Consider the following 26,929-nt stretch of genomic DNA (forward strand, 5'->3'; position numbering starts at 1 on the left):
TCGGATTTCCCGACACTCCGCCGTGCGGACTTCGACTCTCCCGGGGCTGTCACCGAGTCAGCCTAGACCCTGCCATATGGAAGTACTTATCAATACGATCCGCCCACCCTCTCGGGCCGACCGGCGGGCACGAAACGCCGACCGGCAGGCACGGAACGCCGGCCGACCCGCAGGCGCGGAACGCCGGCCGACCGACAGGCGCGGAACGCACCCGCCCTAGTCCAACACCACATCCCGAGGCCGCAGCGGCAATCGCGGCAGTTCCAACCCGGTCGCGTCCCGGACCGCCGCCGCGACCGCCGCCGGGACCGGCACGATCGCCGCGTCGCCCAGGCCCTTCGCGCCGAACGGCGCGCCCGGCTGCGGCTCCTCGATCCACGCGGCCACCCGCACCGGCGGCACGTCCCAGGTCCCCGGCGGCGTCCACGCCGACTCGATGTCCTCCATCAGCGCGAGCCCGACCCCCATCGCCACCGAGCTCTCCACCCGCACCCGGGCCTGCGCGGGGTCCAGCACCCGCCCCGCGTCGTAGGCCCCGGTCACGTCCACCACCCGGATCGTGCCCAGCTCCGGATCCAGGTCGACCACCACCCGACACGCCGAGAAGGCCACCGCCGGGTACGCGTTGCCCTGCCCCGCGTCGTCCAGCGGCTCGGTGCTCGGCGCCCGGCACGCGCCCGCCGTGGTCACCGTCGCGGTGTCCTGGTACATCACGTCCACCGACAGGTCGATCAAGCCGTCGTAGGACCTGATCCGCCCGTCCCGCACATCCAACAACCGCGCCGTCATCCCGTACCGCGCCGCCACCGGCGCCAACAACCGCTCGCGGATCTCCCGCGCGGCCTGCTCCACCGCCCCCGCCGTCAGCCACGTGTGCCGCCCCACGCCCGGCACCCCCGCCGTCGGCAGCGCGGTGCCCGCCTGGAGCACGATCGCGTCCGGCACGCCCAGCACCTCGTCCACGATCTGCCGGACCAGCGTCACGAAGCCCTGCCCGACCTCGACCGCCGCGCAGGTCACCGTCACCACGCCGCCGTCGAGCCGCACGGTCGCCGTCGAGGACTCGTCGGCCCCCTCGATCCCGAGCAGCGGCATCAGCCCGACCGCGTATCCGGTCCCACGCAACGTCCCGGGCGCCGGCGGCGCGGCCGGCGGTGCCGCCTCGGCCACCGCCCGCAGCGCGGCCCCCACCGGAACCGGCCCGTCCAGCACCTGACCCGTCGTCAACATCGTTCCGGAGCTGAGCGCGTTGCGCAGCCGCAGCTCCACCGGATCCATCCCGAGCGCGTCCGCGAGCTTGTCCATCTGCGCCTCGTGCGCGAAGCACACCTGCACCGCGCCGGGCCCGCGCATCGCCCCCGCCGGCGGGTTGTTGGTGCGCACCGCCCACGCGTCGACCACCGCGTACGGCACCATGTACGGCCCGGCGGCGCACCCGATCAGCCGCCCGATCACCTCCGGCGAGACACCCGCGTACGCGCCGCCGTCCAGGATGATCTGCGCCTCCACCGCGAGCAGCCGACCGTCCCGGTCCGCCCGGTGGGTGTACTTCATCCGCGCCGCGTGCCGATGCCCGCCGACCCGCAACGACTCGTCCCGATCGAGCACTGCCTTGACCGGCCGCCCGGTGCGCAGCGCCAGCAGCCCGACCACCGCGGTCAGCCCGATGTCCTCGCGCGTGCCGGAGGAGCCGCCCGCGCCGGTGGGCATCAGCCGGACCATGCCGGCGGGCAGCCCCAGGCACTCGGCGACCTGGTCGCGGTCCGCGTGCGGGTACGGCGAGGCCACGTGCAGCTCGACCCCGCCGTCCGGCGAGGGCAGCGCGAGCGCGGCGTCGGTGGCCGGGTTGGCCTGGTACTGCGCGGGCACCTCGTACAGCCCCTCGACCACCACCTCCTCCACCGGCGTGCCGTCCCGGCGCAGCTTGACCGGCCGGCCGTGGCGCAACGCGATGTGCCGCAGCACGTTGCCGTCGGGATGCAACGGCGGCCCCGCGAAAGCGTGTTCGGGATCCGAGGCGACCTCCAGCGGCTGGTACGACACGAGCACCGCCGCGGCGCCGGCCCGCGCCGCCTGGAGGGTCTCCGCCGCCACCGCCGCGACCGCCTCGCCGGCGAAGCGCACCACGCCGTCCGCGAGCACCGGCCGGTCCGCCACGATCGCACCGTGGCACGCGCCCGGCGGCAGGTCCGCCGCGGTGACCACGCCGCGCACCCCCGGCACGGTGTAGGCCGGGGCCGCGTCCACGCCCAGGATCCGGGCGTGTCGATGCGGCGAGCGCACCAGCACGCACCACAGCAGGCCCGGCGCCCACAGGTCGCCGGTGTAGGAGAAACGTCCCCGTGCCTTGGCGTCCCCGTCCGGACGCGGTGCGGACTCGCCGATCACCGGTTCACGCCGATCACTCGTTCTCGCCGATCACTCGTTGCCGCCGGCCGTCGGCGGCGCGATCACGTTGAACATCATCGTCGTGTGGGTCTCCCGCGGCGCCCGCCTGCGCGCCGCCGCGCGGACCGCGTCCACCATCGGATGCGGTCCGGCGCACCGGCACGGGTGTCCGTCCAGCGCGCGCCGGATCTCCACCTCGCCCGGCTCCGCCACATGGGCCAGCAGCGCGCACGCGGACGCGACCACTCCCGGCACGCAGTAGCCGCACTGGACCGCGCCGGACTCGACCAGCGCGCGCTGCACGTCGGCGGTCTCCGGGTCGTTGTCCAGGTCCTCGATGGTGCGCACCTCGCGGTCGCCCAGGGTGGCCGCCGCGATCAGGCACGCGGACACCGCGACCCCGTCCAGGTGCACCGTGCAGGTCCCGCACACGCCCTGCCCGCAGCCGTCCTTGGCACCGGGCAGGCCCAGCCGCTCGCGCAGCACGTACAGCAGGTTCTCGCCGATCCAGGCGTTCTCGATCAGCCGCGCCTCGCCGTTGACGCGCAGGACGTACGACGTCGTCGGGGTCGCGTCGGCGTCGAACCCGGGGCCGCTCATCCGCCGAACGCCCGTTGTACCGCGCGTCGCGCGCACACCGCGACCACATGCCGCAGGTGGGCCCGAGCGGCGCGCTGTTCCGCCTCGGGTCGGACCTCGTCCGCCACCAACCGGCCGAAGTCGGCCGCGTCGCGCGCGTCCAGGAGCCGCCCCGTGTGCGCGTCCATCCGCCCCGCCAACCACTGTTCGGCCTCGAACGCGCGAACCGGACCGGGGTGCGCCCCGCCGACCGCGCAGCGCACGTCGCCGACCACCGGGCCGGCCACCAGGGCCAGGGTCAGGGATCGCCCGCCGCCCACCGGCGCCTTGACGAACTCCTGTACGCCGCGCAGCAGCGGCACCCGCACGCCGGTGATCAACTCCCCCGGACGCAGCAGCTGTTCGGCGATCGCACCTTCCTTGGGCGCGAGCAGATGCGGGGCGACCTCGCGCACTCCGCCCGGCGAACGGCACGACACGGTGGCCTCCAGGGCCGCGAGTACGGGCAGCGAGTCGGCGGCCGCGCCGCGGCTGAGGATGTTGCCGCCGAGGGTGCCCATCGCGCGCACCTGCGCGGTGCCCACCTCGTTGGCGGCGGCGGCCAGCGCCGGCACGAGCGAGGCCAGGTCGGCGTCCGCGAGCCGGGCCCAGGTGAGCCCGGCACCGAGCATGGCGAAGCCGTCCTCGTAACCCCACCGCCGCAGGTCGGCGACCTTCGCCAGGCCCACCAGGGCCGGCGGTCGCACCGTTCCGGCGTTGACGCGGGGCATGAGGTCGGTCCCCCCGGCCACCGGCAGTGCCCGGGGATCGCGCGCGAGGGCCTCAACGGCCTCGTCGAGCGACAGCGGCATCAAGATCGTCGCGTCCACAGCGCCGCCCACCCTATTGCCACGCACCCGCGAACGGACCGCCCGGACCGAGATTTGAGCCAACCCGAAACCCCACCACACCCGGAGGCCCACCAGGCCCCCACAGACCCACCCCGAAGCCGTAAAACCCCAGCCTCGAACCAAAACGAAACGGGTGGACGGGCGGACGGACACTCCCGAGCCGACCAGGACGCAACGCAAGAGGCGCCGGCCAAAGCAACCGACGCCTCCGCAACCCTCGACGCACCCTCAGCGACTACTTGCCGCCGCTCTTGCCACCGCTCTTGTCCTTGTCCCCACCACCGGCCCCGCCGGCCGGCATCGTCTCGTAGATCTCCTTGCACATCGGGCAGACCGGGTACTTCTTCGGGTCGCGACCCGGTACCCAGACCTTCCCGCACAAAGCGATGACCGGGCTCCCGGACATCGCGCTTTCCATGATCTTGTCGCGCTGGACGTAGTGCGCGAAGCGCTCGTGGTCACCGTCGCCGTGGGAGAGCTTCGGCGTCTCCTCGATCAGCGTGCCGGTGCCCGTCCCGTGCTCCGGCTCCGGGAAGCTCTGGGGAGTGGTCATGCCCACCAGGATAGCCAGACACCGGCGGCGCCGAACGGCGCGTTGGATCGTGCCGGCGAGGCGCCCGCCCGAGGTCGGTCCGGGCACCCGCCCGAGGTCAGTTCAGCGTCGGATCCTCCGGGTACGTGGCGACCATCGCCAACTCGCCCACCTGCCGCCGCAGTACCGCCCGCCACAGCCGATCCGGGGTGGGCGAGAACGCGTCGCCGGGCTCGGAGTCGACCACGTACCACGCACCCGACTTGAGCTCGGTCTCCAACTGCCCCGGTCCCCAGCCCGCGTAGCCCGCGAAGACCCGCATCGAGCCGAAGTCGGCGGCGACCAGTTCCGGCGGCACGTCCAGGTCGACCAGACCCAGCCCGCCGTGCACCCGGCGCCAGCCCAGCGGCTCCGCGCCGCCCGGTACCGACGCGATGGCCAGCGCCGAGTCCATCGCGACCGGGCCGCCCTGGAACACCACCGGCGGCTCGCTGACGATCTTGGACCACGGCACGAGCACGTCGTTGACGTCCACCGGGCTGGGGCGGTTGATCACCACGCCCAGGGTGCCGTCCTCGTCGTGCTCCAGGAGGAAGACCACACACCGGTCGAAGTTGGGATCGGCCAGCGCGGGCGTGGCCACGAGCAGGCGTCCGGTGAGCGATACCTCGGTCATGCGCTCATGATCCCGCAACCGCCGGGTCGTGGTGCGCCACCCGGCGAGGAAGTCGCCCGGCGAGGAGCAGCGCGCAGGAGGTTCCGGCCAGGTCCGCGACCGCGTCCCACGGGTCGCCGCTGCGATGCGGGAGCACGAAGTGCTGGATCAATTCACTCTCCACCGCGTGTGCCGCGAGCGCCAAGCCCAGCACGGTCGGGCCGATTCCGACACGCCGACCGGTCCAGGCAATGGCGGCGAACGAGAGAAAATGCACGATCTTGTCACGATGCGGAACTATCGGCGCCGGGTCGCCCGGGCTGCCCGGATTGAACAGGAGTACCAGGTTCACCAGCACCGCTCCCGCGAATGCCCAGTACGCAAGCTTGTTGGCGGCCATCCCAACCCTTCGTCCACGGGCCGAACGACCCTTATTCCCGGGCCCTTCGGTGCCGCGAGCCGGCAACGGGAGCGGTAGGTGTCCGACTACCGTGTAGCGCTGTCGGCCCATCTCCCCTGTCGGCTTCGGTACCCAAAGAAGTGCGAGGATTCATGCAAGACGACGTGCTCTTGGTTCACGGCGGTTCCCCGCTTGAGGGCGAGGTTCGCGTCAAGGGCGCCAAGAACCTGGTGCCGAAGGCGATGGTGGCCGCGCTCCTGGGCGAGGCGCCGAGCCGACTGCGCAACGTCCCGGAGATCAGCGACGTACGCATCGTCAAGGGCCTGCTGCAACTGCACGGTGTGGCGGTGCGCGAGGGCGACGAGCCGGGCGAGTTGCTGATGGACCCGACCCAGGTCGAGCAGGCCAACGTCGCGGACATCGACGCGCACGCGGGTTCGAGCCGGATCCCGATCCTGCTCTGCGGACCGCTGCTGCACCGACTGGGCCGCGCGTTCATCCCGGACCTGGGCGGCTGCATGATCGGCGACCGGCCGATCGACTTCCACCTGAGCGTGCTGCGCGAGTTCGGCGCGGTGATCACCAAGCGTCCCGAGGGTCTCTACATCGAGGCGCCCAACGGCCTCAAGGGCACCAAGGTGAGCCTGCCGTTCCCGAGCGTGGGCGCCACCGAGCAGGTGCTGCTCGCGGCGGTGCGCGCGGAGGGCACCACCGAGTTGTCCAACGCGGCGGTGGAGCCGGAGATCATAGACCTCATCTGTGTGCTCCAGAAGATGGGCGCGATCATCTCGGTGACCACCGACCGGGTGATCCGGATCACCGGCGTGTCCAAGCTCGGCGGCTACGACCACCGCGCCCTGCCGGACCGTCTGGAGGCCGCGTCCTGGGGCTGCGCGGCGCTGGCCACGCACGGCGACATCTACGTCCGCGGCGCCCGCCAACTGGACATGATGACCTTCCTGAACGTCTTCCGTCAGGTCGGCGGCGCGTTCTCGATCGACGACGAGGGCATCCGCTTCTGGCACCCGGGCGGCCCGCTGAACGCGATCGCGCTGGAGACCGACGTGCACCCGGGCTTCCAGACCGACTGGCAACAACCGCTGGTGGTCGCGCTGACCCAGGCCACCGGCCTGTCCATCGTGCACGAGACGGTCTACGAGCGGCGGCTGGGCTTCACCTCCGCGCTCAACCAGATGGGCGCCACGATCCAGCTCTACAGCGAGTGCCTGGGCGGTACGCCGTGCCGGTTCGGCCAGCGCAACTTCCAGCACTCCGCGGTCATCTCCGGTCCGGCCAAGCTGCACGCGACCGACCTGGAGATCCCGGACCTGCGCGCGGGCTTCTCGTACCTGATCGCCGCGCTGGCCGCCGAGGGCACCTCGCGGGTCACCGGCATCGATCTGATCGAGCGCGGCTACGAGGACTTCCAGGCCAAGCTCGAGGCCCTGGGCGCCCGCGTGGAGCTGCCGATGAGGGTCGCCGAGAGCGTCGCCTAGCCGTTCCCCGGCCCTCCTCGGGCCCCAGTGCCCTCTTCCCGGGGCCACAGGGGCCCGAGGAGGCCCGCAAACGGCCCCGGTGGGCCCGACAACGCCGGAAGGGCGGCTTCCCCGAGGGGAAGCCGCCCTTCCGGTTTTCTACCGGGGCGCTACGGACTTACTTGCCCGAGGCCGCGGCCTTGAGCTTCGAGCCCGCCGAAACCTTGACGCCGAAGCCGGCCGGGATGTCGATCGGGTCACCGGTCTGCGGGTTCCGCGCGGTGCGGGCGGCGCGGTGGGTGCGCTCGAAGGTGAGGAAGCCCGGGATGGAGACCTTCTCGTCACCCTTGGCGACGATCTCGCCGACGACGTCGGCGAGCGCGCTCAGTACGGCGTCCGCGTCCTTGCGGGTCACGTCGGCGCGCTCCGCGAGGGCGGCCACCAGCTCACTGCGGTTCATGTGTCACTCCCGTGTCTTGCTGACCTCCGCCGACGACCACGGAACGTGGTCGCAAACGTGGTTCAGTCCAACTCGCTGTTCTTGCCCCGGGGACGAATCCTGCACTCATCCATGCCCGGAAGCTAATCAAGGACACGCCAAATCACTGGGAAAGCCCCGTGATTTCGCGGTTCCGGCAGATTACGGGGCCGTTAGGGGGCCCCTGCAACCGGGATACGTACGGACAGTACGACGATCATCCCGCAGGGTTCTGACGCTCCGCCAACACCGCGTCCCGCACCGCCGCGGCCACCACGGCGGACACCTCCGGGTGGAAAACACTCGGAATGATGTAGTTCGGGTTGACTTCGTCGTCGGAGACCACCGACGCCAGCGCCCGCGCGGCGGCGAGCAGCATGTCGTTGGTGATGTGCCGGCTCTGCGCGTCCACCAGACCGCGGAAGACACCCGGAAAGACCAGCACGTTGTTGATCTGGTTGGGGAAGTCGCTGCGGCCGGTGGCGACCACCGCGGCGTGCTCCAGGGCCGTCGCCGGATCCACCTCGGGATCCGGGTTGGCCAGCGCGAACACGATCGAGTCCGGTGCCATCGCGGCGATGTCGGAGCCGGCGAGTACGTTCGGCGCCGACACCCCGACGAAGACGTCCGCGCCGACCACGGCCTCCTTGAGCGTGCCGGTGAGGCCCTGCTCGTTGGTGTGCTCGGCGATCCAGCGCAGGTCCTCGCCCATGTCGGTGCGACCGGTGTGCACGATGCCGCGGACGTCCGCGACCACCACGTGGCCGGCCCCTGCGGACAGGAGCAGCTTGAGGATCGCCGTGCCCGCCGCGCCCGCGCCGGACATGACAATGCGCACATCCTCGATCTTCTTGCCGACCACCCGCAGCGCGTTGGTGAGCGCGGCGAGCACCACGATCGCGGTGCCGTGCTGGTCGTCGTGGAAGACCGGGATGTCCAGCGTCTCGCGCAGCCGGCGCTCGATCTCGAAGCAGCGCGGCGCGGAGATGTCCTCCAGGTTGATCCCGGCGAAGCCCGGCGCCATCACCTGGACGGCCCGGACGATCTCGTCCGGGTCCTGGGTGTCCAGGCAGATCGGCCACGCGTCGATCCCGGCGAAGCGCTTGAACAGGGCGGCCTTGCCCTCCATCACCGGCAGCGCGGCCTTGGGGCCGATGTTGCCCAGGCCGAGCACCGCGGAGCCGTCGGTGACCACCGCGACGGTGTTGCGCTTGATGGTCAGCCGGCGCGCGTCGTCCGGATTTTCCGCGATCGCCATGCACACCCGCGCCACGCCCGGGGTGTAGATCATCGAGAGGTCGTCACGGTTGCGGATCGGATGCTTGGACTGCATCTCGATCTTGCCGCCGAGGTGCATCAGGAAGGTTCGGTCCGAGACCTTGCCGAGGGTGACGCCCTCGATCTCCCGGACCGCCTCCACGAGCCGGTCGGCGTGCTCCGTCGAGGTCGCGGCGATCGTGACGTCGATCCGCAGGCGCTCGTGGCCGGACGCGGTGACGTCGAGCGCGGTGATCGACCCCCCGGCGGATTCGACCGTGTTGGTGAGTCGACTGACCGATCGGCCCCCTGCGGGGACCTCCAGTCGAGCCGTGATCGAGTACGAGGCGCTGGGCGCTGCGGGCATGAACTCTTTCTCCTCCGATCGCTGCGGCACCCCGTCTGCCACGGCGCCGCATCGCTCCCGATGGTCTCACTTCGTGGACACGAGCGGGTCCGCGGGCCGTCCCGGGCGCCCGCTCTACCCGGGCCGGGCGCCGCCGCAAACTGTGATCCTCGTCCTTCGCCGTTCATTCCGGCGCCGGGCGGCCGGTCGGTTACGCTGTTTCACGACACCGGCTCGATCCAAGCCCCCGGGCCCAACCATTAGTCCCTACGAGGGACCACTTGCCGAGAGGCGAGCATTGGCGGGTCGGTGTCCTCGACATCACACCGGCGGTCCCCCAGGGGCCGCCGGTTTCGTATGCGCGGCCTCGCCCCGCCGACACTCCCACGACGCCCTACGCCCTACGCCCGACGCGCCTCACGCCTTACGCCGCTCACCGACCGCGGTCCGGCACCCGTCGACGAGTCGGCCGCGGTGACGCTCATTCCGCGCGCGTTCGCCCTAGGCCGAGGCCGAGGCCGCTCGCGGCCGAGAGCACGGCGCCCAGGGCGATCCACGCGCCGAGCACCGCGAGGTGCTCGCCGGCGCCGTTGCCGTCGAAGAAGGCGGTCGAGCGCAGCAGGTTGCCGCCCGCGCCGGGCGGCAACAGCCGGCCGAGCGTGCCCCACGGCTGGGGGAGCAGTTCCGGTGCGCTCGTCGCGCCCGACAGCGGATTGCCGATCAGGAACATGGTGACCGCGCCGAGCGCGATGCCCGGCCTGCCCAGCACCGCGGCCAGGCCGATGATCGGCAGGTTGACCGCGAGCAGCAGCAGCGCCACGGCGCCGGCGTCGACCGCGTAGGGGCCCGACAGCGCACCGACCCACCCCTGGAGCAATCCCGTGGCCGCGAGCCCGCCCAGCGCGGCGAACAGTGCCGCTCCGGCTAGCCGCAGCCGCAGTCGGGGCACGAACAGGGTCAGGAAGATCCCGCTGAACATCCCGGTCATGACGAGCGGCAGCACCGCGCCGCCCAGGCCCGCGCCGCGCGGATCGTCCGCGGGAGCCGGTACGACGTCGACCACGGACACCGGCAGGCTCTCGTTCACCGCGGCCACGTATCGCGGCAGCGACTGCGCCACGGTGGCGCTCGCGGCGGAGGCGGTCAGCAGGCGCGGTCCGTCCGGGCCGAGCACGATCGCGCCGTAGTCCCGGCGATCCTCGATCCGGGCCCGCGCCGCCGCCTCGTCGGCCACCGCGTGCACCGTGAACGCGCCCGGATGCGCGCGTTCGAGGCGATCGGCCAGCGCGCTCGCCTCGGCCGGCGCACCCGCCACCACGATCGGCAGGTCCCGCGGCTCGCTGCGGGCGCCCGGCCACGCGAAGAGCGTCACCATCAGCAGTTGCAGAACCACGAGCCCCACCGCGACCGCGACCGCGATCCGCACCGGCGACATCGGTCGCGCGCTCCGCGGCGCCGTCTCCGGGCCCGACCCCGACCACGCGGGCGCCATCTCTTCGGCCGTTCCCGGGGTCCGCTCCTCCGAGGCGTTGTGCGGCATGGCGACTCCACGCTCCCTCGCGCACGATCCCCGATCGGGATCCGGCAATTCATCGATCGATGAATCCGATCCTGGGCGCACACCGGCGTAGTGTCAAGACGAATGTTCGTTTTATTATCGAGCCATGCCCAAGGTCAGCCAGGAACACCTCGACGCCCGCCACCGCCAGATCCTGGTGGCCGCGCGGCGCTGCTTCGCGCGCAACGGCTTCCACCGCACGTCGATGCCCGACGTCTTCGCCGAGGCCGGGCTGTCCGCGGGCGCGGTCTATCGCTACTTCAAGGGCAAGGACGAACTGATCGCCGCGTGCTGCACCGACGCGCTGCAGGCGGTGGCCGCCGCGCTGCCGGACCCGCACACGCTGGCGCACGGGGACGTCGGGCTGCCCTCGCTCGCGGCGACCCTGGATCGGCTCGTCGACGCCGTGGTCGAGCTCGACGGCCAGGAGGGCATCGGCCGGGTGGCGATCCAGGTCTGGGGCGAGGCCATCCGCGACCCGCGACTGAGGGCGCACGTGCGGGCCGAGTACGACGCCGTCCTCGATCGCCTCGTCGCGGTCTGCGCGCTCTACCTCGACGCCGGCGCACTGCCCTCGACCGTGGATCCCAAGGTCGTCGCTCTGGCCGTGATGGCGCTGCTCCAGGGCTTCACGATCCAGCGCACGGTGTTGGGCCACACCTCGGAGGCCGACTTCAAGGCGGGCGTTCGCGCGCTGCTCCGCGCGCGCGACGACGTGTGAGCACGCGAGAAGGCCCGGTGTGCGAGCACACCGGGCCTTCTCGTCAACAGGGGTGGAGGTGGCGGGAATTGAACCCGCGTCCTACGGTGCGGAACCAGAGCTTCTCCGAGCGCAGTCCACAACGATTTTCTCGGCCCCGGTGTTCACGTGGACAAGACACCGACGGGCCCAGTTACTGTTTTTTGTCCCGCACGACCCCGTAACCGGGTCTTGCGGTGGAGTCCCCTAGATTATGCCAGGGTCCGGGGCGGGGACGCACCCGGTCTGACACCTTCGGATACTCGCTTAGGCAGCGAGGGCGAAGGAATCGCGCTTGGTATCGGCGATTATTTGTTTGCGACAGGTGGTTAACGAGATCATTGTCGCTTCCTCGGCTCGCTTCCTCTGCTTCGACAGCCGCAGTCGAAACCGATCACCCCCTATTGAGTTTTCAAGCAACCACCGAGGCTCCGAGGAACCCTGGTGCCCTGCTCGACGGCCCGAACCGCCACACTTGCTCGGCCCGAACCAGCCACATCGTACGGTCCAACGTCGGACCGGTCCACTTCATTCCCGGCGGGTCACCCTCGACGGCCGCGCACGTACTTCGACATCACGCGCTCCGTCTCGCGCCGGTCCTGCTGTTCGCGCAGGGTCTGTCGTTTGTCGTAGTTCTTCTTGCCCTTGGCCAGCGCCAGTTCGAGTTTGGCCCGACCGTCCTTGAAGTACAGGCTCAGCGGCACGAGGGTGTGACCGGTTTCCTGGGTCGCCTGGACCAGTTTCTCGATCTCGTGCCGGTGCAGCAGCAGCTTGCGCTTGCGCCGCGCCGTGTGGTTCGTCCACGTGCCCTGCGAGTACTCCGAGATGTGCACGTTGTGCAGCCACACCTCGCCGCCGTCGATGCTCGCGTAGCCGTCCACCAGGGACGCCTTGCCGGCTCGCAACGACTTGACCTCGGTGCCGGTCAGGACGAGGCCGACTTCGAGGGTGTCCTCGATGAGGTAGTCGTGCCGCGCCTTCTTGTTCTGCGCGATGAGCTTGCGCCCGGTCTCTTTCGCCATGATCCCTGCATTCTCGCGCATGGCCGCAAGCTCATTACCCGCCCGGGTGGTCGGCCTTTCCGATCCGATTCCGCCGCCGGCCGGGGTCCGCTCTCACAACCACAGTGCCGGGTCGACGAACTCGCCGTCCACGAGCACCTCGAAATGCAGGTGCGCGCCGGTGGACCAGCCGGTGTTGCCGGACCGGCCGACCTGATCGCCGCGGGCCACCCGCTGCCCCTCGCGCACGCTGATCCGGGACAGGTGGTTGTACGTCGTGGTCAGCGCGACCCCGCCGACCCGCCCGTGCGAGAGCACCACGCGGTAGCCGTACGCCGCGTTGTAGCCGGTCTGCACCACCGTGCCCTCGCGGGCGGCGGCCACCGAGGTGTCCTGCGGGACCGCGAAGTCGGTGCCGGTGTGCAGCTTCGTGTACTCCAGGATCGGGTGGTAGCGCATCCCGAAGCCCGAGCTGACCGGCCCGCGCACCGGGTAGGAGAGCGCACCGCCCTGCTTCGTGGACGAGGCCGGTCGGCCCGCCGGCGCGTTGCTCCGGTTCGCCAGCTCGGTCAACCGCTTCTGCTCGGACCGGATCGCCTCGTAGCGCTGCTGGTCGGCCGCCTTCTCCTCGCGCGCGGTCGCCAGCGCGGCCTCGCGCTGCTTCGCCAGTGCGGCCACCCTCGCCTCCGCGTCGGTCGCGGTCTTCTCCAGGGCGACCACCTCGGCGAGCTGCCGAGTGGCCTCGGTGTGCCGCACCCTGGCCTCCGCGCGACGCCGCTCCAGCTCGGCCCGGCGGGCGTCGATCGCGTCCCGGGTGCGCTCCAGCCGGGCGATCGTCTCGTGGTCCGCCTGAAGCATCTGCCGATAGCCCTGGAGGCTGCTGAGCAGCTCCGCCGGGGTCTGCGCGCGCAGGATCATCGACAACTGCGCCATCGCGCCGTTGCGGTACGCCCGGCCCACCAGCCGGGTCACGTCGTCGCGCACCGCCTGGGTCGAGGCCGCCACGTCGTGCAGCTCGGCCTCCGCCGTGCGCACCGCGGCCTCCGCCAGCTCCACGCCGTGGCTCAGGTCGGCCGTCCGGGTTCGCGCCTCGGCCACGCGCGCCCGAGCCGCCTCGAGGGCGGCCCGAGCGCCCGGCCCCGCCGCCTCGGCCTCGGCGAACGCGGTCTCCGCGGTCGCCAGGCGGGCCAGTGACGCGTCCAGGTCGGCCCGCATGCCCCGGGCCGCGGCGTCGGCGCGCTGCCGGCGGGCCCGCGCGTCACCGCCGTCGCCGTCGGCGTACGCGGGCACGAAACCGACCGCGGCCGTGATCACCACGAGCGCGGAGAAGCCGAGTCGCCTGGTCCGAATTCTGCGCATGATCATAAGAAACGCGTAATTGCCAGGAATTGCCACGACCCACACCGGTATGGAAGTAATACGAACCCATCCGGCTGCGTACAGACGTTCGACGGCCCCGTTCCGCGGTGGCGGAACGGGGCCGTCGGGGCCGTCGGGTCGGTTCCCGCGAGCGGATCCCGGATCAGACCTTGAGGTACTTCAGGAGCGTGAAGAACGACGCGATCGCCGACATCAGCACCCCGAAGAGGATCAAAAGCGGCAGGGTCGCCAGCACCGGTCCCCAGCCGATCAACTCGAATGCGTTGAACTGCTGACCCAGGCCCTTCTCGACACCGAAGAAGAACCCGGTGCTCAACAGGCCGGAGGCCAGCACACCGCCCAGCAGGCCGGCGATGGCGGATTCCATGATGAACGGCAATTGGATGTACAGATTCGACGCGCCGACGAGCCGCATGATGCCGGTCTCCCGCCGCCGGCTGAACGCGGACACCCGGGCCGTGTTGACGATCAGCAGGATCGCCACCAGGAGCATGAATCCCATCACGCCGTAGGCCGCGTATTGCGCGTTCTTCAGCAGCTTGAAGAACGGCTCCAGAATCTTGCGCTGGTCCTGGACGGACTGCACGCCCGGTCTGCCGGCGAACGCGCTCGCCACGACGTTGTACTTGGTCGGGTCCTTGAGCTTGACCCGGAAGGATTCCGGCAACTGGTCGGCGGTGACGCTGCCGGAGAGCGGGGATTCCTTGTTCTGCTCCTTGAAGTGCTGGAACGCCTCCTGCTTGGACTCCTGGTACGTCTTCTCCACGAGCGGCATCCGGCTGAGCTCGGCCTTGATCGCATCGCGCTGCTCGTTGGAGACCTCGCCGCCCGCACATCCGGCGTCGTGGTCGCTCTTGCCGCACAGGAAGATCGAGACCTCGACCCGGTCGTACCAGTAGTCCTTCATCTCGTTCACCTGAACCCGCAGCAGCGCACCCGCTCCGGCCAGCGTGAGGGACAGCGCGACACTGACGATCACCGCGATCGTCATGGTCAGGTTCCGGCGGAGACCGACTCCGATCTCCGAGAGGACGAACTGGGCGCGCATGATGTCCTAGTCGCTAGGGGCGCGGCCGGACTGCCGCGCCGTGGTGGTCCGGTGGATCAGTGCTGGTAGCCGTACACGCCGCGAGACTGGTCGCGGACCAGGCGGCCCTGCTCCAGCTCGATCACGCGCTTGCGCATCTGGTCCACGATCGCCTGGTCGTGTGTGGCCATCAGGATCGTGGTGCCGGTCCGGTTGATCCGGTCGAGCAGCTTCATGATGCCGACGCTGTTCTGCGGGTCGAGGTTGCCGGTCGGCTCGTCGGCGATGAGGATCATCGGCCGGTTCACGAAGGCACGGGCGATCGCCACACGCTGCTGCTCACCACCGGACAGTTCGCCGGGCATGCGGTCTTCCTTGCCGCCCAGCCCCACCAGGTCCAGCACCTCCGGCACCACCTTGCGGATCGTGCCTCGGGGCTTGCCGATCACCTCGAGCGCGAACGCGACGTTCTGATAAACCGTCTTGTTGGGCAGCAGGCGGAAGTCCTGGAAGACGGTGCCCACCTGGCGGCGCAGCGCCGGCACCTTCCAGTTGGACAACCGGCCGAGGTCCTTGCCCGCCACGAAGATGTTGCCTAGGGACGGCCGCTCCTCTTTGAGGACCAGCCGCAGGAAGGTGGACTTACCCGAGCCCGAGGACCCGACGAGGAAGACGAACTCACCCTTCTCCACTTCGAGGGAGACGTCGTGCAACGCGGGGCGCGGCTGCTTCGGGTAGGTCTTGCTGACGTTGTCGAATCGGATCACGGTTGCATCACGGTGCGCCAGTGTAGGGGGCAGGGCATCCGGCCGGGGGCACAGGTGTGGCCAAGGGACCACGCCGTCGCGAGCCGGGCGCCCAGGCTCGAACGGAGTGGTCGTGGGGCATGGCCATTCCGTGAGTGTAAGCGGCACAGTGGAAGGGGACGGGAACTTCCCACCGCGTCGTGAGCGTTATGGGTGTCGATGCGTGATAGCGGAGCAATCGAGGCGGAGGCGTCGAGATGACCTTGGACCGCCTGGTGTGCGCGAACTGTGCCGGCCTGGTCGCGGAGGGTCGCTGCCCGACGTGCCGGGCCAGTCGTGAACGGCTCCAGCGCTCCGGTGGACTCAATCTCCAACCCGCGATGCTCGCGGCACTCGCACTGCTGGTCCTGGTGTGCGCGCTGCTGCTGGCCCGCGTGGGCGGCTGAGCCGCGGAGCACGAGTCGCCGGGCCAAGACCGGGCCCCGGAGCCGGGCCGGATGCGGCCCCGCTCGCCCGGGCAGGACCCCCACAATCCCCGAACAACCCCCGAAACGACACGAAGGCCCTGGGTGCCCCCAGGGCCTTCGCGTCGTACAGCGGCGTTCCCGCGGCTTCCGGAACCCGGATCGGGCGTTGTCGGCAGCTGTCCGACGCGGACCGAACCGAGCGGGCGCCCCGTTGTCGAGGCCGGGCACAGGGCCCGACGTCGTACCGCGGTGCCGCCCACCGTCCGTGATTCCGAGCCGACCGTTTCACAGACGCACTCGCGATGACGCGGTGCGCCCGGCCCGGAACGGCTGGACGGCGGATTCAGTGCCCCGGCACCGCCGCGCCGGGGCACAAGTCTTCGACTCAGGCCGCGGAGGCCTGCTGACGGCGCTTGAGCCGCGCCGGCAGCACGGTGAAGGTGAAGCCACCGGCCGCCATCGCGGCGCCGCCGACGACCAGGAACGCCATGTTGGCGCCGGAGCCGGTCGAGGCCAGTTCCTTGTTCGCGGGCTGCTGCGCCGCCGGAGCGGTGTCGCCGCCGCCGAAGTCGCGAACGGGGGCGTTCTGCTGGTCGCCGTTGCCGCTGCTCGTCCGGGTGTTCCCGTCGCCGCCGCAGTTCAGGTCGAGGCCGCCGGTGGCGTGCGTGGCGTCACACGTGTTGCCGCCGCCGGTGCTGCCGCCCGAGTTGCCCTTCGTGGTGGTCCCGGAACCGCCCGAGTTGCCCTTCGTGGAGCCCGAGGACGAGTTCCCCGTGGAGCCGGCCGAAGTGCCCTGCGAGCCGGAGGACGTACCGCTCGAGCTGCCCGAGCTGGTCGTGCCGGTGGTCGAGCCCGACGTGGTCGTACCGGTGGTCGAACCGGACGTGGTCTCACCCGTGGTCGAACCGGAGGTGGTCGTGCCCGTGGTCGAGCCCGACGTGGTCGTACCGGTGGTCGAACCCGACGTCGTCGTACCGGTGGTCGAACCCGAGGTGGTGGTGCCCGTGGTCGAACCCGACGTGGTCTCACCCGTGGTCGAACCGGAGGTGGTCGTGCCCGTGGTCGAGCCCGACGTGGTCGTACCGGTGGTCGAACCCGACGTCGTCGTACCCGTGGTCGAACCCGCCGTGTTGCCGGTCGTGGCGCCCACGATCGTGCCGCCGGAGGTCGCGCCCACGACGGTGCCGCCGGTGGTCGTGCCCGTGGTGGTACCCGTGGTGGTGCCCGTGGTCGTACCGGTCGTGCTGCCGGAGGTCTCACCGGGCGGGCACGTGTGCGTCTGCTCGCACCCGTCGTCCGGACCCGGGTCCGCCGCGCTCGCGACGCCCGCGACCGCGAAGGACGCGCCCGCAGCGAACAGCGCGGCGGCGGCTATCCGTGCCGTCCGGACGCGCATTTTGGTTGTCATCAATTAACCCCCAGTTGGTGGGATCCCCGTATCCGCGCCGGCGCGGGTGGGGTCCCAAACGCCGTTGGGCATCACTTCGACGCGCGCCCGTGCCATCCGTGGATGCGCCCCGGACTCCGATCGGATGCGTCGCGACAATGCCGCCGTTCAGACTGGTAACCGGGCGGATGCCGCGTCAAGGGCGTTCGGAGAGGGTTGCGGGGTTAATTCCGATTCGCCGCGAAAATCGGCACGAAAGCGCAACGCGTCACAACACGAAGACCCCCGCGAATACGTGGGGGTCTTCGTGCGCGTGAATCGGGTATGAACCGGCTTTTCGCTCGGCGGGCCCCGCCGTTCGCGGCGACTACGCGGCGGCGGTCTGCTGTTGCTTGCGCCAGCGGATTCCGGCCTCGATGAAGCCGTCGATTTCGCCGTCGAGCACCGACTGCGGGTTGCCCACCTCGAATTCGGTGCGCAGGTCCTTGACCATCTGGTACGGGTGCAGGACGTACGAACGCATCTGGTTGCCCCAGGACGAGCCCTCGCCCTTGAGCGCGTTCATCCGGGCCTGCTCCTCCTGGCGCTGGCGCTCGAGCAGCTTGGCCGAGAGCACCGCCATCGCGGAGGCGCGGTTCTGGATCTGCGAGCGCTCGTTCTGGCAGGACACCACGATGCCGGTCGGGATGTGCGTGATGCGCACCGCCGAGTCGGTGGTGTTGACGCCCTGGCCACCGGGACCGGACGAGCGGTAGACGTCCACCCGCAGCTCGGACTCGTCGATGTCGACGCGGTCGCTCTGCTCGACGACCGGCAGCACCTCGACGCCCGCGAACGAGGTCTGTCGGCGGCCCTGGTTGTCGAACGGCGAGATCCGCACCAGGCGGTGCGTGCCCTGCTCGACGGACAGCGTGCCGTAGGCGTACGGCACCTTGACCGCGAAGGTGGCCGACTTGATGCCGGCCTCCTCGGCGTAGGAGGTGTCGTAGACCTCGGTCGGGTAGCCGTGCCGCTCGGCCCAGCGGGTGTACATCCGCAGGAGCATCTCGGCGAAGTCGGCGGCGTCCACGCCACCGGCCTCGGAGCGGATGGTCACCAGCGCCTCGCGCGAGTCGTACTCGCCGGAGAGCAGCGTGCGCACTTCCAGTTCGCCGACCGCCTTGTGCACCGCCGCGAGCTCGTTCTCGGCCTCGGTGCGGGTGTCCGCGTCGTCCTCGGCCTCGGCGAGTTCGAACAGGACGTTGACGTCGTCCAGACGCCGGCGCAGGTCCTCGACGCGGCGCAGTTCGCCCTGCAGGAAGGAGAGCCGGCTGGTCACCTTCTGGGCGGCTTCGGGGTCGTCCCAAAGATCCGGCGCCGCCGCCTTTTCGTTGAGCGCGGCCACATCGGCCCGCATCTTGTCGAGGTCGAGGACGGCCTCGATCGACGTCATGGTCGACTCGACGGACTTGAGCTCTTCGGAAGGATCAACGGCAGCCACGCCACCATCCTAAGTGGATCGCGGCCCGGTCTCGGACTCAGCCCGGGTCCGGACTCGACCCGGCGGCCTGGACCCGGCCGTTGTCGGCGCGGATGTACACGTCCACCCGGTCGGTTCCGGCGGCCGTCGCGGCCGGGGCGTCGGCGGTGGCGGTGTTCGGGTCGACCGGCCGCCAGCCGCCCTCGCCGGGCACCGCGCCGAGCAGTCGGCCGTTGCCGTCGCGGGCGAGCACGAGCAGGCCCCGGCCCTGGGTGTAGGCGGCGGCCGGGCGGGCGGACGCGGCCAGGCCGACCCGCTCGGGCTCGCGCCAGGTGCCGTCGAGGAAGGGGATGTGCAGCACCGCGTGGTCGCCGGCGCGCACCACGAACGCGGCCAGCGTGCCGGGGACGCCGGCGGTGAGCGCGGGCGCGGCCTCGATCCGGCCCGCGCTGGGCACCGTGGTGAAGCCGCTCCAGGAGGTCCCGGTGAGCGATCCGGCGGCCAGGCCGTCGGTGCTCGTGCGCGCGACGATGTCGATGCGATCGCCGGTGGCGACCGCGGCGGGCGCGCCGCCGAGTTTGGTCTTGGCGTCCGTCCTGGTCCACTCGCCGAACCGGCCGTCGGCCAGGGTCGAGCGGTAGAGCAGCTTGTCGGTCGCGCCGACCGCGAACACGTCCAGTCGTCCGGGCGCGGCGCTGACCGCGGCGGGATCGTCGGTGGTGCGGAAGGTGGGCAGCCGGCGCCATTCCCCCCAGCGCGGGCCTTCGCCGCCGATGTACCAGAGCCCGCCCTCGCCGTCGCGCTGCACCACCCAGGCGTGTTCGGCGTCCGCCCGGGCCGCCGCCGGGCCGCCCTGGAGCAGCACGGGCGCGGCGGGCAGCGGCACGAACGCGGGCCACGCGTAGCCGGCGCCGGCGCGCTGCGGGGCGGGGCCACCCGAGCCGCCCGCCGGACCCGGGGTCGTCTGCTGCGTGACGCCGGAGGTCTGCCCGGCAGGTCGGGTCGGGGTGCCCTTGTCCCGGGTGAACCACACCGCGACCGCGCAGACCGCCGCGATGGCGAGCACACCGCAGACCACCAGGATCAGTCGGCGGCGCGCGGCGCCGGCGCGGCGGGCCGGTTTGCTGCGGCGGTGCGATTGCACCGGGGCCGCGTCGTCGAACACCGGGCGGGTCAGGTTGGTGTGCGTGTCCCGGCTGCCGTCGGCGGCCTCCGAGGTGCCCGAGACCAGCGGGACCACGCCCGCCGGGCGCGGTACGGGGGTGTCCTGGCGGCCCACGTTCCCGTTGGGGTCGGGCACGTCGAACGCGGGCAGGCCGATCAGCGACGGCAGCGCGGAGCGCAGCCGTTCGCCGAACTCGCGGGCGGTCAACCGGGCGGCGGGCGCCTTGGACAGGCAGGACGCCAGCACCGCGGCCAGCGGATCCGGCAGGCCGGGGATGCCCGGCACCGGTTCGGTGACGTGTCGACGCAGCACCGCGCCGGGGTGTCCGCCGCCGAACGGCGTCCACCCGGTGAGCAGTTCGTACAGGACGGTGGCCAGCGCGTACACGTCCACGGCGGCGGTGGGTTGCAGGCCCTCGATGATCTCGGGTGCCAGGTAGTCCGGCGTGCCGATGATCCGGGTGGCCCGGGTGCGGCGCGGCGCGTCGACCAGGCGGGCGATGCCGAAGTCGGTGAGGCGGGCCCGGGAGACCCCGGCGGCGTTGTCGATCAGGATGTTCTCGGGTTTGACGTCGCGGTGGATCACACCCTCGGCGTGCGCGGCGGACAATCCGTCCGCGACGTCGGCCACGATCGCGGCCGCCAGTCGGGGGGTGAGCACACGTTCGCGCTCCAGCCGGGCCCGCAGGTCGGGACCGATGACCAGGTCCATCACCAGCGCGAGGTCGGTACCGTCCACGACCAGGTCGTGCACGCCCACGATGTTGGGGTGGTCCAGGCTGGTCAGCGCGGTGCGCTCCTGCACGAAGCGCGCGACCAACACCTGGTCGGACGCGAGGTCTTCGCGCAGCAGCTTGATCGCGACGGGTCCCTCGGGGCCCTCGCCCTGCCAGACGGTCCCGCTGGCGCCGCGCCCGAGCACCTTCAGGGCGACGTATCGGCTACCGATCTTGCGTGCCAAAGCAGCTCCGTGGACCCAGCGAGCGTGGTGCTCACAGCGGACTTCCCCGACCGCACCCTACGCGGCCGACCCCCGGATCCGGGGACCGTCGGGCAGGACGGCGTGTACGAGGTCGTCCTCGACACGGGCGACCGGGGGATGACTATGCGTCAGTTCTCGGTGTCACCGCCGCCGCCGTTGCCGGAGACGAAGTCCTTGACGCTGTCGTACCAGCCTCGAACGGTATCGAACCAGTCGATAGCGGAGTTCACCCAGTCGCGCAGCGGGCTGAACCAGTAGATGGCGAACAGGATCGCGGCCATGATCACCAGCCGGAGCAGGCAGCCGATGGTGCAGCCCACTCCCGGGATGCTGGTCAGCCGAAACCCGCGTCGCCTGCGCGGCTCGCGCTCGCGCGGTTCCGGTTCGCGCTCCCTCGGCTCGCGCGCCGGCCGTTCCCGGCGGCGCGGCTCGCGTTCGGGTGCCTCCTCGCGCCGGTAGCGCGGCGGCGGTGGTGGCGGTGGCGGTCCGGGATCGGCGGGCGGCGGGGCGGGCGGCGCGGCGGCCTGTCGCACCGGCTCGGCGTACGCCGGTTGCGGCGGGTATTGCCGCGGTGGTTGCGGGTAGCCGGGCGGCTGCGTGCTCATCACCCGGGTCGCGTTGGGCGGGCTCGGCGGCGGCGTGCTCGGCGGCGCGGGCGGCGGCGCGGGATAGCCGCTCTGCGCCTGCGGGATGACCCGGGTGGGGTCGCCGGCGCCGGGGCGGGCGCCGAACGCGCTCGCGGCCAGCACCTGGGCGAGCGAGCCGTCGTCGGGCCGGACGCCGGCGACGATGTCGGCGGCCAGTCGCAGCGCGCGGCCCAGGCCCGCCGCGTCCGGCCGAATCTCGGGCTGCTTGGCCAGGCAGCGCTCGGTGATCAGCCAGTACGCGTCGGGCATGCCGACCGGGCGGGTCGGCGCCTCGGTCAGGTGGTGGTGCAGCAGCGCGATCGGGTTGGTGTCCCGGAAGGGCGGGTGGCCGGCCACGAGTTCGTAGAGCACGACACCCGCGGCGTAGACGTCCACGGCCGGGGTGAGCGGTCGGCCTTCGGCGGTCTCGGGCGCGACGTAGCTGGGGGTGCCGACGAGTTCATGGGTGCGGGTGAGCGCGGGCGAGTCGGCGAGCCGGGCGATGCCGAAGTCGGTCAGCATCGGGTAGAGCGAGTCGCCGTTGCGGGCGAGCATGATGTTGGCCGGTTTCAGGTCCCGGTGGATCACCCCGTCCGCGTGCGTCACGCTCAGCGCGTCGCAGATCTGAGCCATCGTCAAGGCGGCGGCGGCCGGCGGCAACGGGCCGTTGTCACGCAGGTAGGTGCGCAGGTCGGGGCCGTCGATCAGGTCCATCACCAGGGCGAGCGTCTCGCCCTCGACGACGAGGTCGCGTACGTGCACGAGGTTGGGGTGGCGCAGATTGAGCAGCAGCGAGCGCTCGCGCAGGAAGCGGGTGACCACGTCCGGGTCGGTGCCCAACTCCTCGCGCAGCACCTTGACCGCGACCGTCTCGCCCGAATCGCGCACGCTCGCGCGCCAGACGGTGCCACTGGCTCCGCGCCCCAGGGTTTCCTGAAGCAGATATTTGCTGCCGACCGGCCGGTCCACGACGCTCCCCACTGTCCTGTCCGCCACCTGGGCGGTGGTGCCGGGTTGCCGTCCACCCTAGGTGGTACTCGGCTACAGACGCATCGACCCCGGGTACGGTTCGCCACGTCGCGGCCGAACCCGCGCCGATCGCGAGCCGAACCCGAGGCGGTCCCGGTCCGGACCCGGTCCGAACCCGGGCCGGATCCGAGCCGGGCCCGCGCGGCGGATACTCGATGACGCAGGGCGACTCGACGTCGGCACCGTGTTCGGGCGATTCGTCGGCGACCCGGTCTTTTTCGGTTGAAATTCGGACAAGATCCATCGTCTGTCCGGCTGTAGGCGACATGACGGTCGCGGGTGCGAGGATGCCTCTTGTTTTCTGCTCGGAGGAGGGAGGCGCGCATGCAGATCCGGCTCACCGTGCACGGACCGCAGCGGACCGGACCGGGCGCCGACGTGCTCGTCACCGCGCCGTCCGGGACGACGTTCGCGGGCATCGCGGGCGCGCTGCGGACCGCCTCCGGGACCGAGGGCCAACGCTTCTGGGTGGGCGACATCCGGCTGCGCGACGACACCCCCGTGGGCCGACCGCCGCTGGTGGACGGCGCGCTGATCACCGTCGACGCGCTCGGCTCCCCCTCGCCTTCCGCCGGATCCCCGCAGTTGCGGGTGGTCGGCGGGCCGGACGCGGGCGGCGTGCACCTGCTGCACCAGGGCGGGGTACGGATCGGCCGCGCGCCCGAGGCCGAGGTGCGCCTGGGCGACCCCGACCTGTCCCGCCTGCACGCCGAGTTGTGGATAGAGCCCGGCCGGATCCGCGTCGCCGACCTCGGCTCGACCAACGGCACCACCGTGGACGGGATGCCGATCGGCCGCGAACCGGTCGACCTGCCGCCGGGCTCGCTGCTGCGGGTCGGCGAATCCACCCTCCAGACCTTCCTGCCTCCGCCCTACGGCTCGCCCGAGGACGGCTCCGGAGCCCGCGCCCGGGCCGACGGCACCGGACACATCGAGGTGCGCCGCACCGCCCGCGCACAACTGCCGGTGCCCGCCCGCGCCCGCTTCGAACTGCCCGAGGAGACGGCGGGCCGGCGCCGCCCGTTCGCGCTGCGCCGCCGGGCCGCCGGGACCGAGCGGGAGACGATCGAGGCGGCCGCCCGCTCGGCGCTGCTCGACGAGGTGCGCTGGCGACGGGACCAGTCGCCCGATCCGGCGACCCTGCTCCTGGACGCGCTGGCCACCGGCGAGCCCGGCCCGGCGGGCCGGTTGTGGGAGCGCGCGGCCGGCCACCCCGAGGCGCTGGGTGTGCGTCTGGGCGTCGGCGACCTGCCCTCGCGGGTGACCCTGGTGGAACCCTCGACCGTCGCCGGCACGGGCGGCGAGGAGCGCCGACTGACCGCGTTCTCGGTCCCGGTCACCGTCTCGCTCAGGGACACCGTGCTCGGCCTGACCGGACACCGCCCCCGACTGCTGGGCCTGGCCCGCTCGGTGGTGGCCCAACTCGCCGGACTGCACGGACCGCAGGATGTGGAACTGGTCGTGTTGTGCGCCGACCCGGGCACCGCCGCCGACTGGTCCTGGGCCCGCTGGTTGCCGCACCTGCGACCGGGCGAGGGTCAGGACTGCCGACTCCTGGTCGGCCTGGGAGCGGATCAGGTGCGGGCCCGCGCGGGCGAACTGCTGGACCGGATCGACACCGCCGAGCGGGTCCCGGTCCGGCGCACCGTGGTGGTCCTGGACGGCGCGGGCCGGTTGGCCGCCCGCCCGGAGATCGTCCGGCTCCTGGTCGAGGGACCCGCGGCCGGCGTGCACGCGTTGTGCCTGGACGAGCGGGCCGAGGAACTGCCGGCGCAGTGCTCGGCGGTCGCGCACGTCGCCGGCGAGGTCGGCACCCGGATCGACCTGATCGGGCCGGGCACCCGACGCGTCGAGGACGTGGTCGCGGACGCGGTGTCGTCCGCGTGGGCGGACCGGTTCGCCCGTGCCCTGGCCCCGTTGCGCGAGGCCACCCGTCGGGTCACCTCGCCGTTGCCGGAGTCGGTCCGGCTCCTGGACCTGCTCAACCTGGACCTGCTCACCCCCGCCAAACTGCTCGCGGGCTGGCGCGAGGCGGGCCGCTCGCCGCGCGCGGTGCTCGGCTCGGACGCGCGCGGCCCGGTCACCGTGGACCTGTCCACCGACGGGCCGCACGTGGTGATCGGCGGCGCCGCGGGCTCGGGCCGATCCGAACTGCTCGCGTCCGTGCTGTGTTCGCTCGCGGTGGCCAATCGACCGGACGAGCTCGCCATCGCGCTGGTGCACGGCCCGGAGGGGCTGTCCGAGCTGCCGCACGTGGTGGGACACCTCACCGACGCGGAGATCCCGGCCGCCGGCGACGCGGTCGCCGCCGTGCGGGACGAACTGGATCGCCGTGAGGGGCTGTTGCGCGGCACGCCGTTCGAGGCGTACCGGGCCGGCTCGGACCGGCCGCTGCCCCGGCTCGTGGTGGCGGTGGACGACATAGACCTGCTGGCCGAGGCGTACCCCGGCTTCGTCAAGAGCCTCGCCGACGTGGCCCATCGCGGCGGCGCGCACGGCGTGCACCTGCTGGTGACCACCGGTCAGCCCGCCCGGACCCCGGAGATCGAGGCCGCGGCGGGCGCCGAACTGCGGATCGCCCTGCGGGTGGACGATCCGCAGGCCTCGCGCGTGCTGATCGACGTCGAGGACGCGGCGGGCGTGGACGAGGACTATCCCGGGCGCGGCTTCGTGCGCGGCCGGGACGGCGCCGTCGTCCCGTTCCAGGCCGGCCGGGTGACCGGCCGGATGCCGCGCACGGCCACCCTGCGCCCCACCGTGGTCCGCCAGGAGTGGCAGGAGATGGGCAACCGCCTGGCCCGCCGCCCGACCCCCGTGGGCGGCGGCAAGGGCCCCACCGACTTGGCCCTGCTCACCGGCGCCGTCCGCCGCGCCGCGGAACAACTCGGCACCCCACTCCAGACCCCCCTGTGGCCCCCGGCCCCCCTGGAACACCTGGCCCGCAAGGCCCGCTAGGGCCCACCCGACCAGGCCGCGGGGCCCACCAGGCACCCCGCGCCGCGGCAGAACCCCAACCTCCCCACCCAACGCGACGGCTGGAGCGGGTGGGCGAAACAATCCCGCGCCTACACAGGCAACCCCCGCGCCGGAAACCCGCCCAAAAGCTCCCGCACCTCACCCCGCACGCGCTCGATCACGTCCTCGGCTCCGACCCCGGCCGCCGTCACCACCCGATCGATCCACCGCGCGACTGCGGCCATGTGCTCCTCGGCGAGCCCACGCGACGTGAGCGCCGGCGTCCCGATCCGAATCCCGGAGGGGTCGAACGGCGACCGGGTGTCGAACGGCACGGTGTTGTGGTTCACCACGATGCCGGCCCGATCCAGCGCCTTCGCCGCGACCTTCCCGGGCACCCCGCGCCGGGTCAGGTCCACCAGCAGCAGATGGTTGTCCGTCCCGCCCGACACCAACTCGAAGTCCCGCCGCGCGAGTTCCTCACCGAGCCGTTTCGCGTTCGCCACCACCGCGTGCGCGTATGTCCGAAACTCGTCGGTCGCCGCCTCGCGCAGCGCGACCGCGATGGCCGCCGTGGTGTTGTTGTGCGGCCCTCCCTGAAGGCCCGGGAAGACCGCCTTGTCGATCGCCTTGGCATGTTCGGCGCGGCACATCAGCATCGCCCCGCGCGGCCCGCGCAGCGTCTTGTGCGTGGTCGTGGACACCACGTCCACGTGCCCGACGGGCGACGGATGCGCCCCGCCCGCGATCAGCCCGGCGATGTGGGACACGTCCGCGACCAGGATCGCGTCCACCTCACGGGCGATCTCCGCGAATCCGGCGAAGTCCACCGTGCGCGGCACCGCCGTACCGCCGCAGAAGATGATCCGCGGCCGCTCGCGCAGCGCGAGGTCGCGCACCTCGTCCAGGTCGGTGCGCCCGGTGTCGGCGCGCACGCCGTAGCGCACGCCGCGGAACCAGGTCCCGGTCGCGGACACGCCCCACCCGTGGGTGAGGTGCCCGCCCATCGGCAGCGCCATGCCCAGCACGGTGTCGCCGGGCCGGGCGAAGGCGAGGTAGACCGCGAGATTGGCCGGTGAGCCCGAGTACGGCTGCACGTTGGCGTGCTCGACGCCGAACAGGGACTTGGCCCGCTCGCGGGCGATGATCTCGATCGGGTCGATGTTCTGCTGACCCTCGTAGTACCGACGGCCCGGATAGCCCTCCGAGTACTTGTTGGTCAGTACCGTCCCGGTCGCCTCCAACACGGCGGCCGAGACGTAGTTCTCGCTCGGGATCAGCCGCAGCGTGTCCTGCTGCAACAGTTCCTCGGCGCGCACCAGCGAGGCGATCTCCGGGTCGGTGCGGCGCAGTTCCGGGTGGCGATCGGTCACGTGCCCGTGGATGTCCATGTGTTCTCCGGCTCGGTT

22 protein-coding genes and 1 other RNA gene are annotated in these 26,929 nt (G+C 71.9%); 5 read left to right on the forward strand and 18 right to left on the reverse strand.

Going from position 1 to position 26,929, the window contains the following annotated elements:
• Nucleotides 1-216 precede the first annotated feature (216 nt).
• The 6 genes from OG948_RS13945 to OG948_RS13970 form a co-directional block, all read right to left on the reverse strand.
• Nucleotides 217-2,388, reverse strand: a complete 2,172-nt coding sequence (locus tag OG948_RS13945; RefSeq protein ID WP_406296653.1) for a xanthine dehydrogenase family protein molybdopterin-binding subunit — start codon at nt 2,386-2,388, stop codon at nt 217-219.
• A gap of 30 nt (nt 2,389-2,418) precedes the next feature.
• Nucleotides 2,419-2,988: a (2Fe-2S)-binding protein gene (locus OG948_RS13950; RefSeq protein ID WP_406296655.1), complete on the reverse strand. Its 570-nt coding sequence runs from the start codon at nt 2,986-2,988 to the stop codon at nt 2,419-2,421.
• The gene (locus tag OG948_RS13955; RefSeq protein ID WP_406300253.1) at nt 2,985-3,818 is read right to left on the reverse strand and encodes an FAD binding domain-containing protein; all 834 of its coding nucleotides are present in this window, start codon (nt 3,816-3,818) and stop codon (nt 2,985-2,987) included. Before OG948_RS13955 ends, OG948_RS13950 begins: the two co-directional genes overlap by 4 nt.
• A gap of 274 nt (nt 3,819-4,092) precedes the next feature.
• The gene (locus OG948_RS13960) at nt 4,093-4,410 is read right to left on the reverse strand and encodes a DUF3039 domain-containing protein (protein ID WP_406296657.1); all 318 of its coding nucleotides are present in this window, start codon (nt 4,408-4,410) and stop codon (nt 4,093-4,095) included.
• 97 nt (nt 4,411-4,507) lie between these two features.
• Nucleotides 4,508-5,065 (reverse strand): YqgE/AlgH family protein, encoded by a 558-nt coding sequence (locus OG948_RS13965; RefSeq protein WP_395863378.1) that lies wholly within the window; start codon nt 5,063-5,065, stop codon nt 4,508-4,510.
• Nucleotides 5,066-5,069: 4 nt separating this feature from the next.
• Nucleotides 5,070-5,444 carry a hypothetical protein gene (locus OG948_RS13970; RefSeq protein WP_406296659.1) on the reverse strand — a complete coding sequence of 125 codons (375 nt, stop codon included), beginning with the start codon at nt 5,442-5,444 and terminating at the stop codon, nt 5,070-5,072.
• A 152-nt stretch (nt 5,445-5,596) separates the two neighbouring features.
• On the opposite strand from OG948_RS13970, the gene murA reads away from it, so the two are divergent.
• Nucleotides 5,597-6,940 (forward strand): UDP-N-acetylglucosamine 1-carboxyvinyltransferase, encoded by a 1,344-nt coding sequence (murA, locus tag OG948_RS13975; RefSeq protein WP_395863382.1) that lies wholly within the window; start codon nt 5,597-5,599, stop codon nt 6,938-6,940.
• A gap of 157 nt (nt 6,941-7,097) precedes the next feature.
• Here the strand turns inward: murA and OG948_RS13980 are convergent, their stop codons facing one another.
• The 3 genes from OG948_RS13980 to OG948_RS13990 form a co-directional block, all read right to left on the reverse strand.
• Entirely contained in the window at nt 7,098-7,379 is a 282-nt protein-coding gene (locus OG948_RS13980; protein WP_355539945.1) for an HU family DNA-binding protein, read from the reverse strand.
• Between the two features lie 235 nt (nt 7,380-7,614).
• Nucleotides 7,615-9,021, reverse strand: a complete 1,407-nt coding sequence (locus OG948_RS13985; protein WP_406296661.1) for an NAD-dependent malic enzyme — start codon at nt 9,019-9,021, stop codon at nt 7,615-7,617.
• A gap of 460 nt (nt 9,022-9,481) precedes the next feature.
• Complete coding sequence (locus OG948_RS13990) at nt 9,482-10,540, reverse strand: ABC transporter permease (protein ID WP_406296663.1); 1,059 nt, start codon at nt 10,538-10,540, stop codon at nt 9,482-9,484.
• Nucleotides 10,541-10,664: 124 nt separating this feature from the next.
• Between OG948_RS13990 and OG948_RS13995 the strand changes: the two genes are divergently transcribed.
• Nucleotides 10,665-11,279, forward strand: coding sequence for a TetR/AcrR family transcriptional regulator (locus OG948_RS13995; RefSeq protein WP_406296665.1), 615 nt, complete (start codon nt 10,665-10,667; stop codon nt 11,277-11,279).
• Between the two features lie 50 nt (nt 11,280-11,329).
• Here OG948_RS13995 and ssrA read toward each other — a convergent pair.
• From ssrA to ftsE, 5 genes are all read right to left on the reverse strand, one after another.
• Nucleotides 11,330-11,699, reverse strand: a transfer-messenger RNA (tmRNA) gene (gene ssrA, locus OG948_RS14000).
• A 140-nt stretch (nt 11,700-11,839) separates the two neighbouring features.
• Entirely contained in the window at nt 11,840-12,319 is a 480-nt protein-coding gene (gene smpB / locus OG948_RS14005; RefSeq protein ID WP_406300254.1) for an SsrA-binding protein SmpB, read from the reverse strand.
• Between the two features lie 93 nt (nt 12,320-12,412).
• Nucleotides 12,413-13,657: a peptidoglycan DD-metalloendopeptidase family protein gene (locus tag OG948_RS14010; RefSeq protein ID WP_406296667.1), complete on the reverse strand. Its 1,245-nt coding sequence runs from the start codon at nt 13,655-13,657 to the stop codon at nt 12,413-12,415.
• A gap of 163 nt (nt 13,658-13,820) precedes the next feature.
• Nucleotides 13,821-14,726, reverse strand: a complete 906-nt coding sequence (gene ftsX, locus OG948_RS14015; RefSeq protein WP_395863391.1) for a permease-like cell division protein FtsX — start codon at nt 14,724-14,726, stop codon at nt 13,821-13,823.
• 56 nt (nt 14,727-14,782) lie between these two features.
• Nucleotides 14,783-15,472, reverse strand: a complete 690-nt coding sequence (gene ftsE / locus OG948_RS14020) for a cell division ATP-binding protein FtsE (RefSeq protein WP_020553326.1) — start codon at nt 15,470-15,472, stop codon at nt 14,783-14,785.
• Between the two features lie 236 nt (nt 15,473-15,708).
• Between ftsE and OG948_RS14025 the strand changes: the two genes are divergently transcribed.
• Both OG948_RS14025 and OG948_RS14030 read left to right on the forward strand, forming a co-directional pair.
• Nucleotides 15,709-15,897: a hypothetical protein gene (locus OG948_RS14025; RefSeq protein ID WP_402234107.1), complete on the forward strand. Its 189-nt coding sequence runs from the start codon at nt 15,709-15,711 to the stop codon at nt 15,895-15,897.
• Between the two features lie 509 nt (nt 15,898-16,406).
• A complete protein-coding gene (locus OG948_RS14030) occupies nt 16,407-17,333 on the forward strand; it encodes a hypothetical protein (protein WP_406296670.1) in 927 nt (308 codons plus the stop codon).
• Between the two features lie 339 nt (nt 17,334-17,672).
• On the opposite strand, the gene prfB is transcribed toward OG948_RS14030, so the two are convergent.
• From prfB to OG948_RS14045, 3 genes are all read right to left on the reverse strand, one after another.
• Nucleotides 17,673-18,785 (reverse strand): peptide chain release factor 2, encoded by a 1,113-nt coding sequence (gene prfB / locus OG948_RS14035; RefSeq protein ID WP_395863397.1) that lies wholly within the window; start codon nt 18,783-18,785, stop codon nt 17,673-17,675.
• A 37-nt stretch (nt 18,786-18,822) separates the two neighbouring features.
• Nucleotides 18,823-20,889, reverse strand: a complete 2,067-nt coding sequence (locus tag OG948_RS14040) for a protein kinase domain-containing protein (protein ID WP_406296672.1) — start codon at nt 20,887-20,889, stop codon at nt 18,823-18,825.
• Between the two features lie 149 nt (nt 20,890-21,038).
• Nucleotides 21,039-22,532 (reverse strand): serine/threonine-protein kinase, encoded by a 1,494-nt coding sequence (locus OG948_RS14045; RefSeq protein WP_406296674.1) that lies wholly within the window; start codon nt 22,530-22,532, stop codon nt 21,039-21,041.
• 357 nt (nt 22,533-22,889) lie between these two features.
• Here OG948_RS14045 and OG948_RS14050 point away from each other — a divergent pair, with 357 nt between their 5' ends.
• A complete protein-coding gene (locus OG948_RS14050; RefSeq protein ID WP_406296675.1) occupies nt 22,890-25,520 on the forward strand; it encodes an FHA domain-containing protein in 2,631 nt (876 codons plus the stop codon).
• A 110-nt stretch (nt 25,521-25,630) separates the two neighbouring features.
• Here the strand turns inward: OG948_RS14050 and glyA are convergent, their stop codons facing one another.
• A complete protein-coding gene (gene glyA, locus OG948_RS14055; RefSeq protein WP_406296677.1) occupies nt 25,631-26,911 on the reverse strand; it encodes a serine hydroxymethyltransferase in 1,281 nt (426 codons plus the stop codon).
• Nucleotides 26,912-26,929: the final 18 nt, after the last annotated feature.

It is taken from the genome of Embleya sp. NBC_00888 (assembly GCF_045207655.1).
In the GTDB taxonomy this organism is placed as follows: Bacteria; Actinomycetota; Actinomycetes; order Streptomycetales; family Streptomycetaceae; genus Embleya.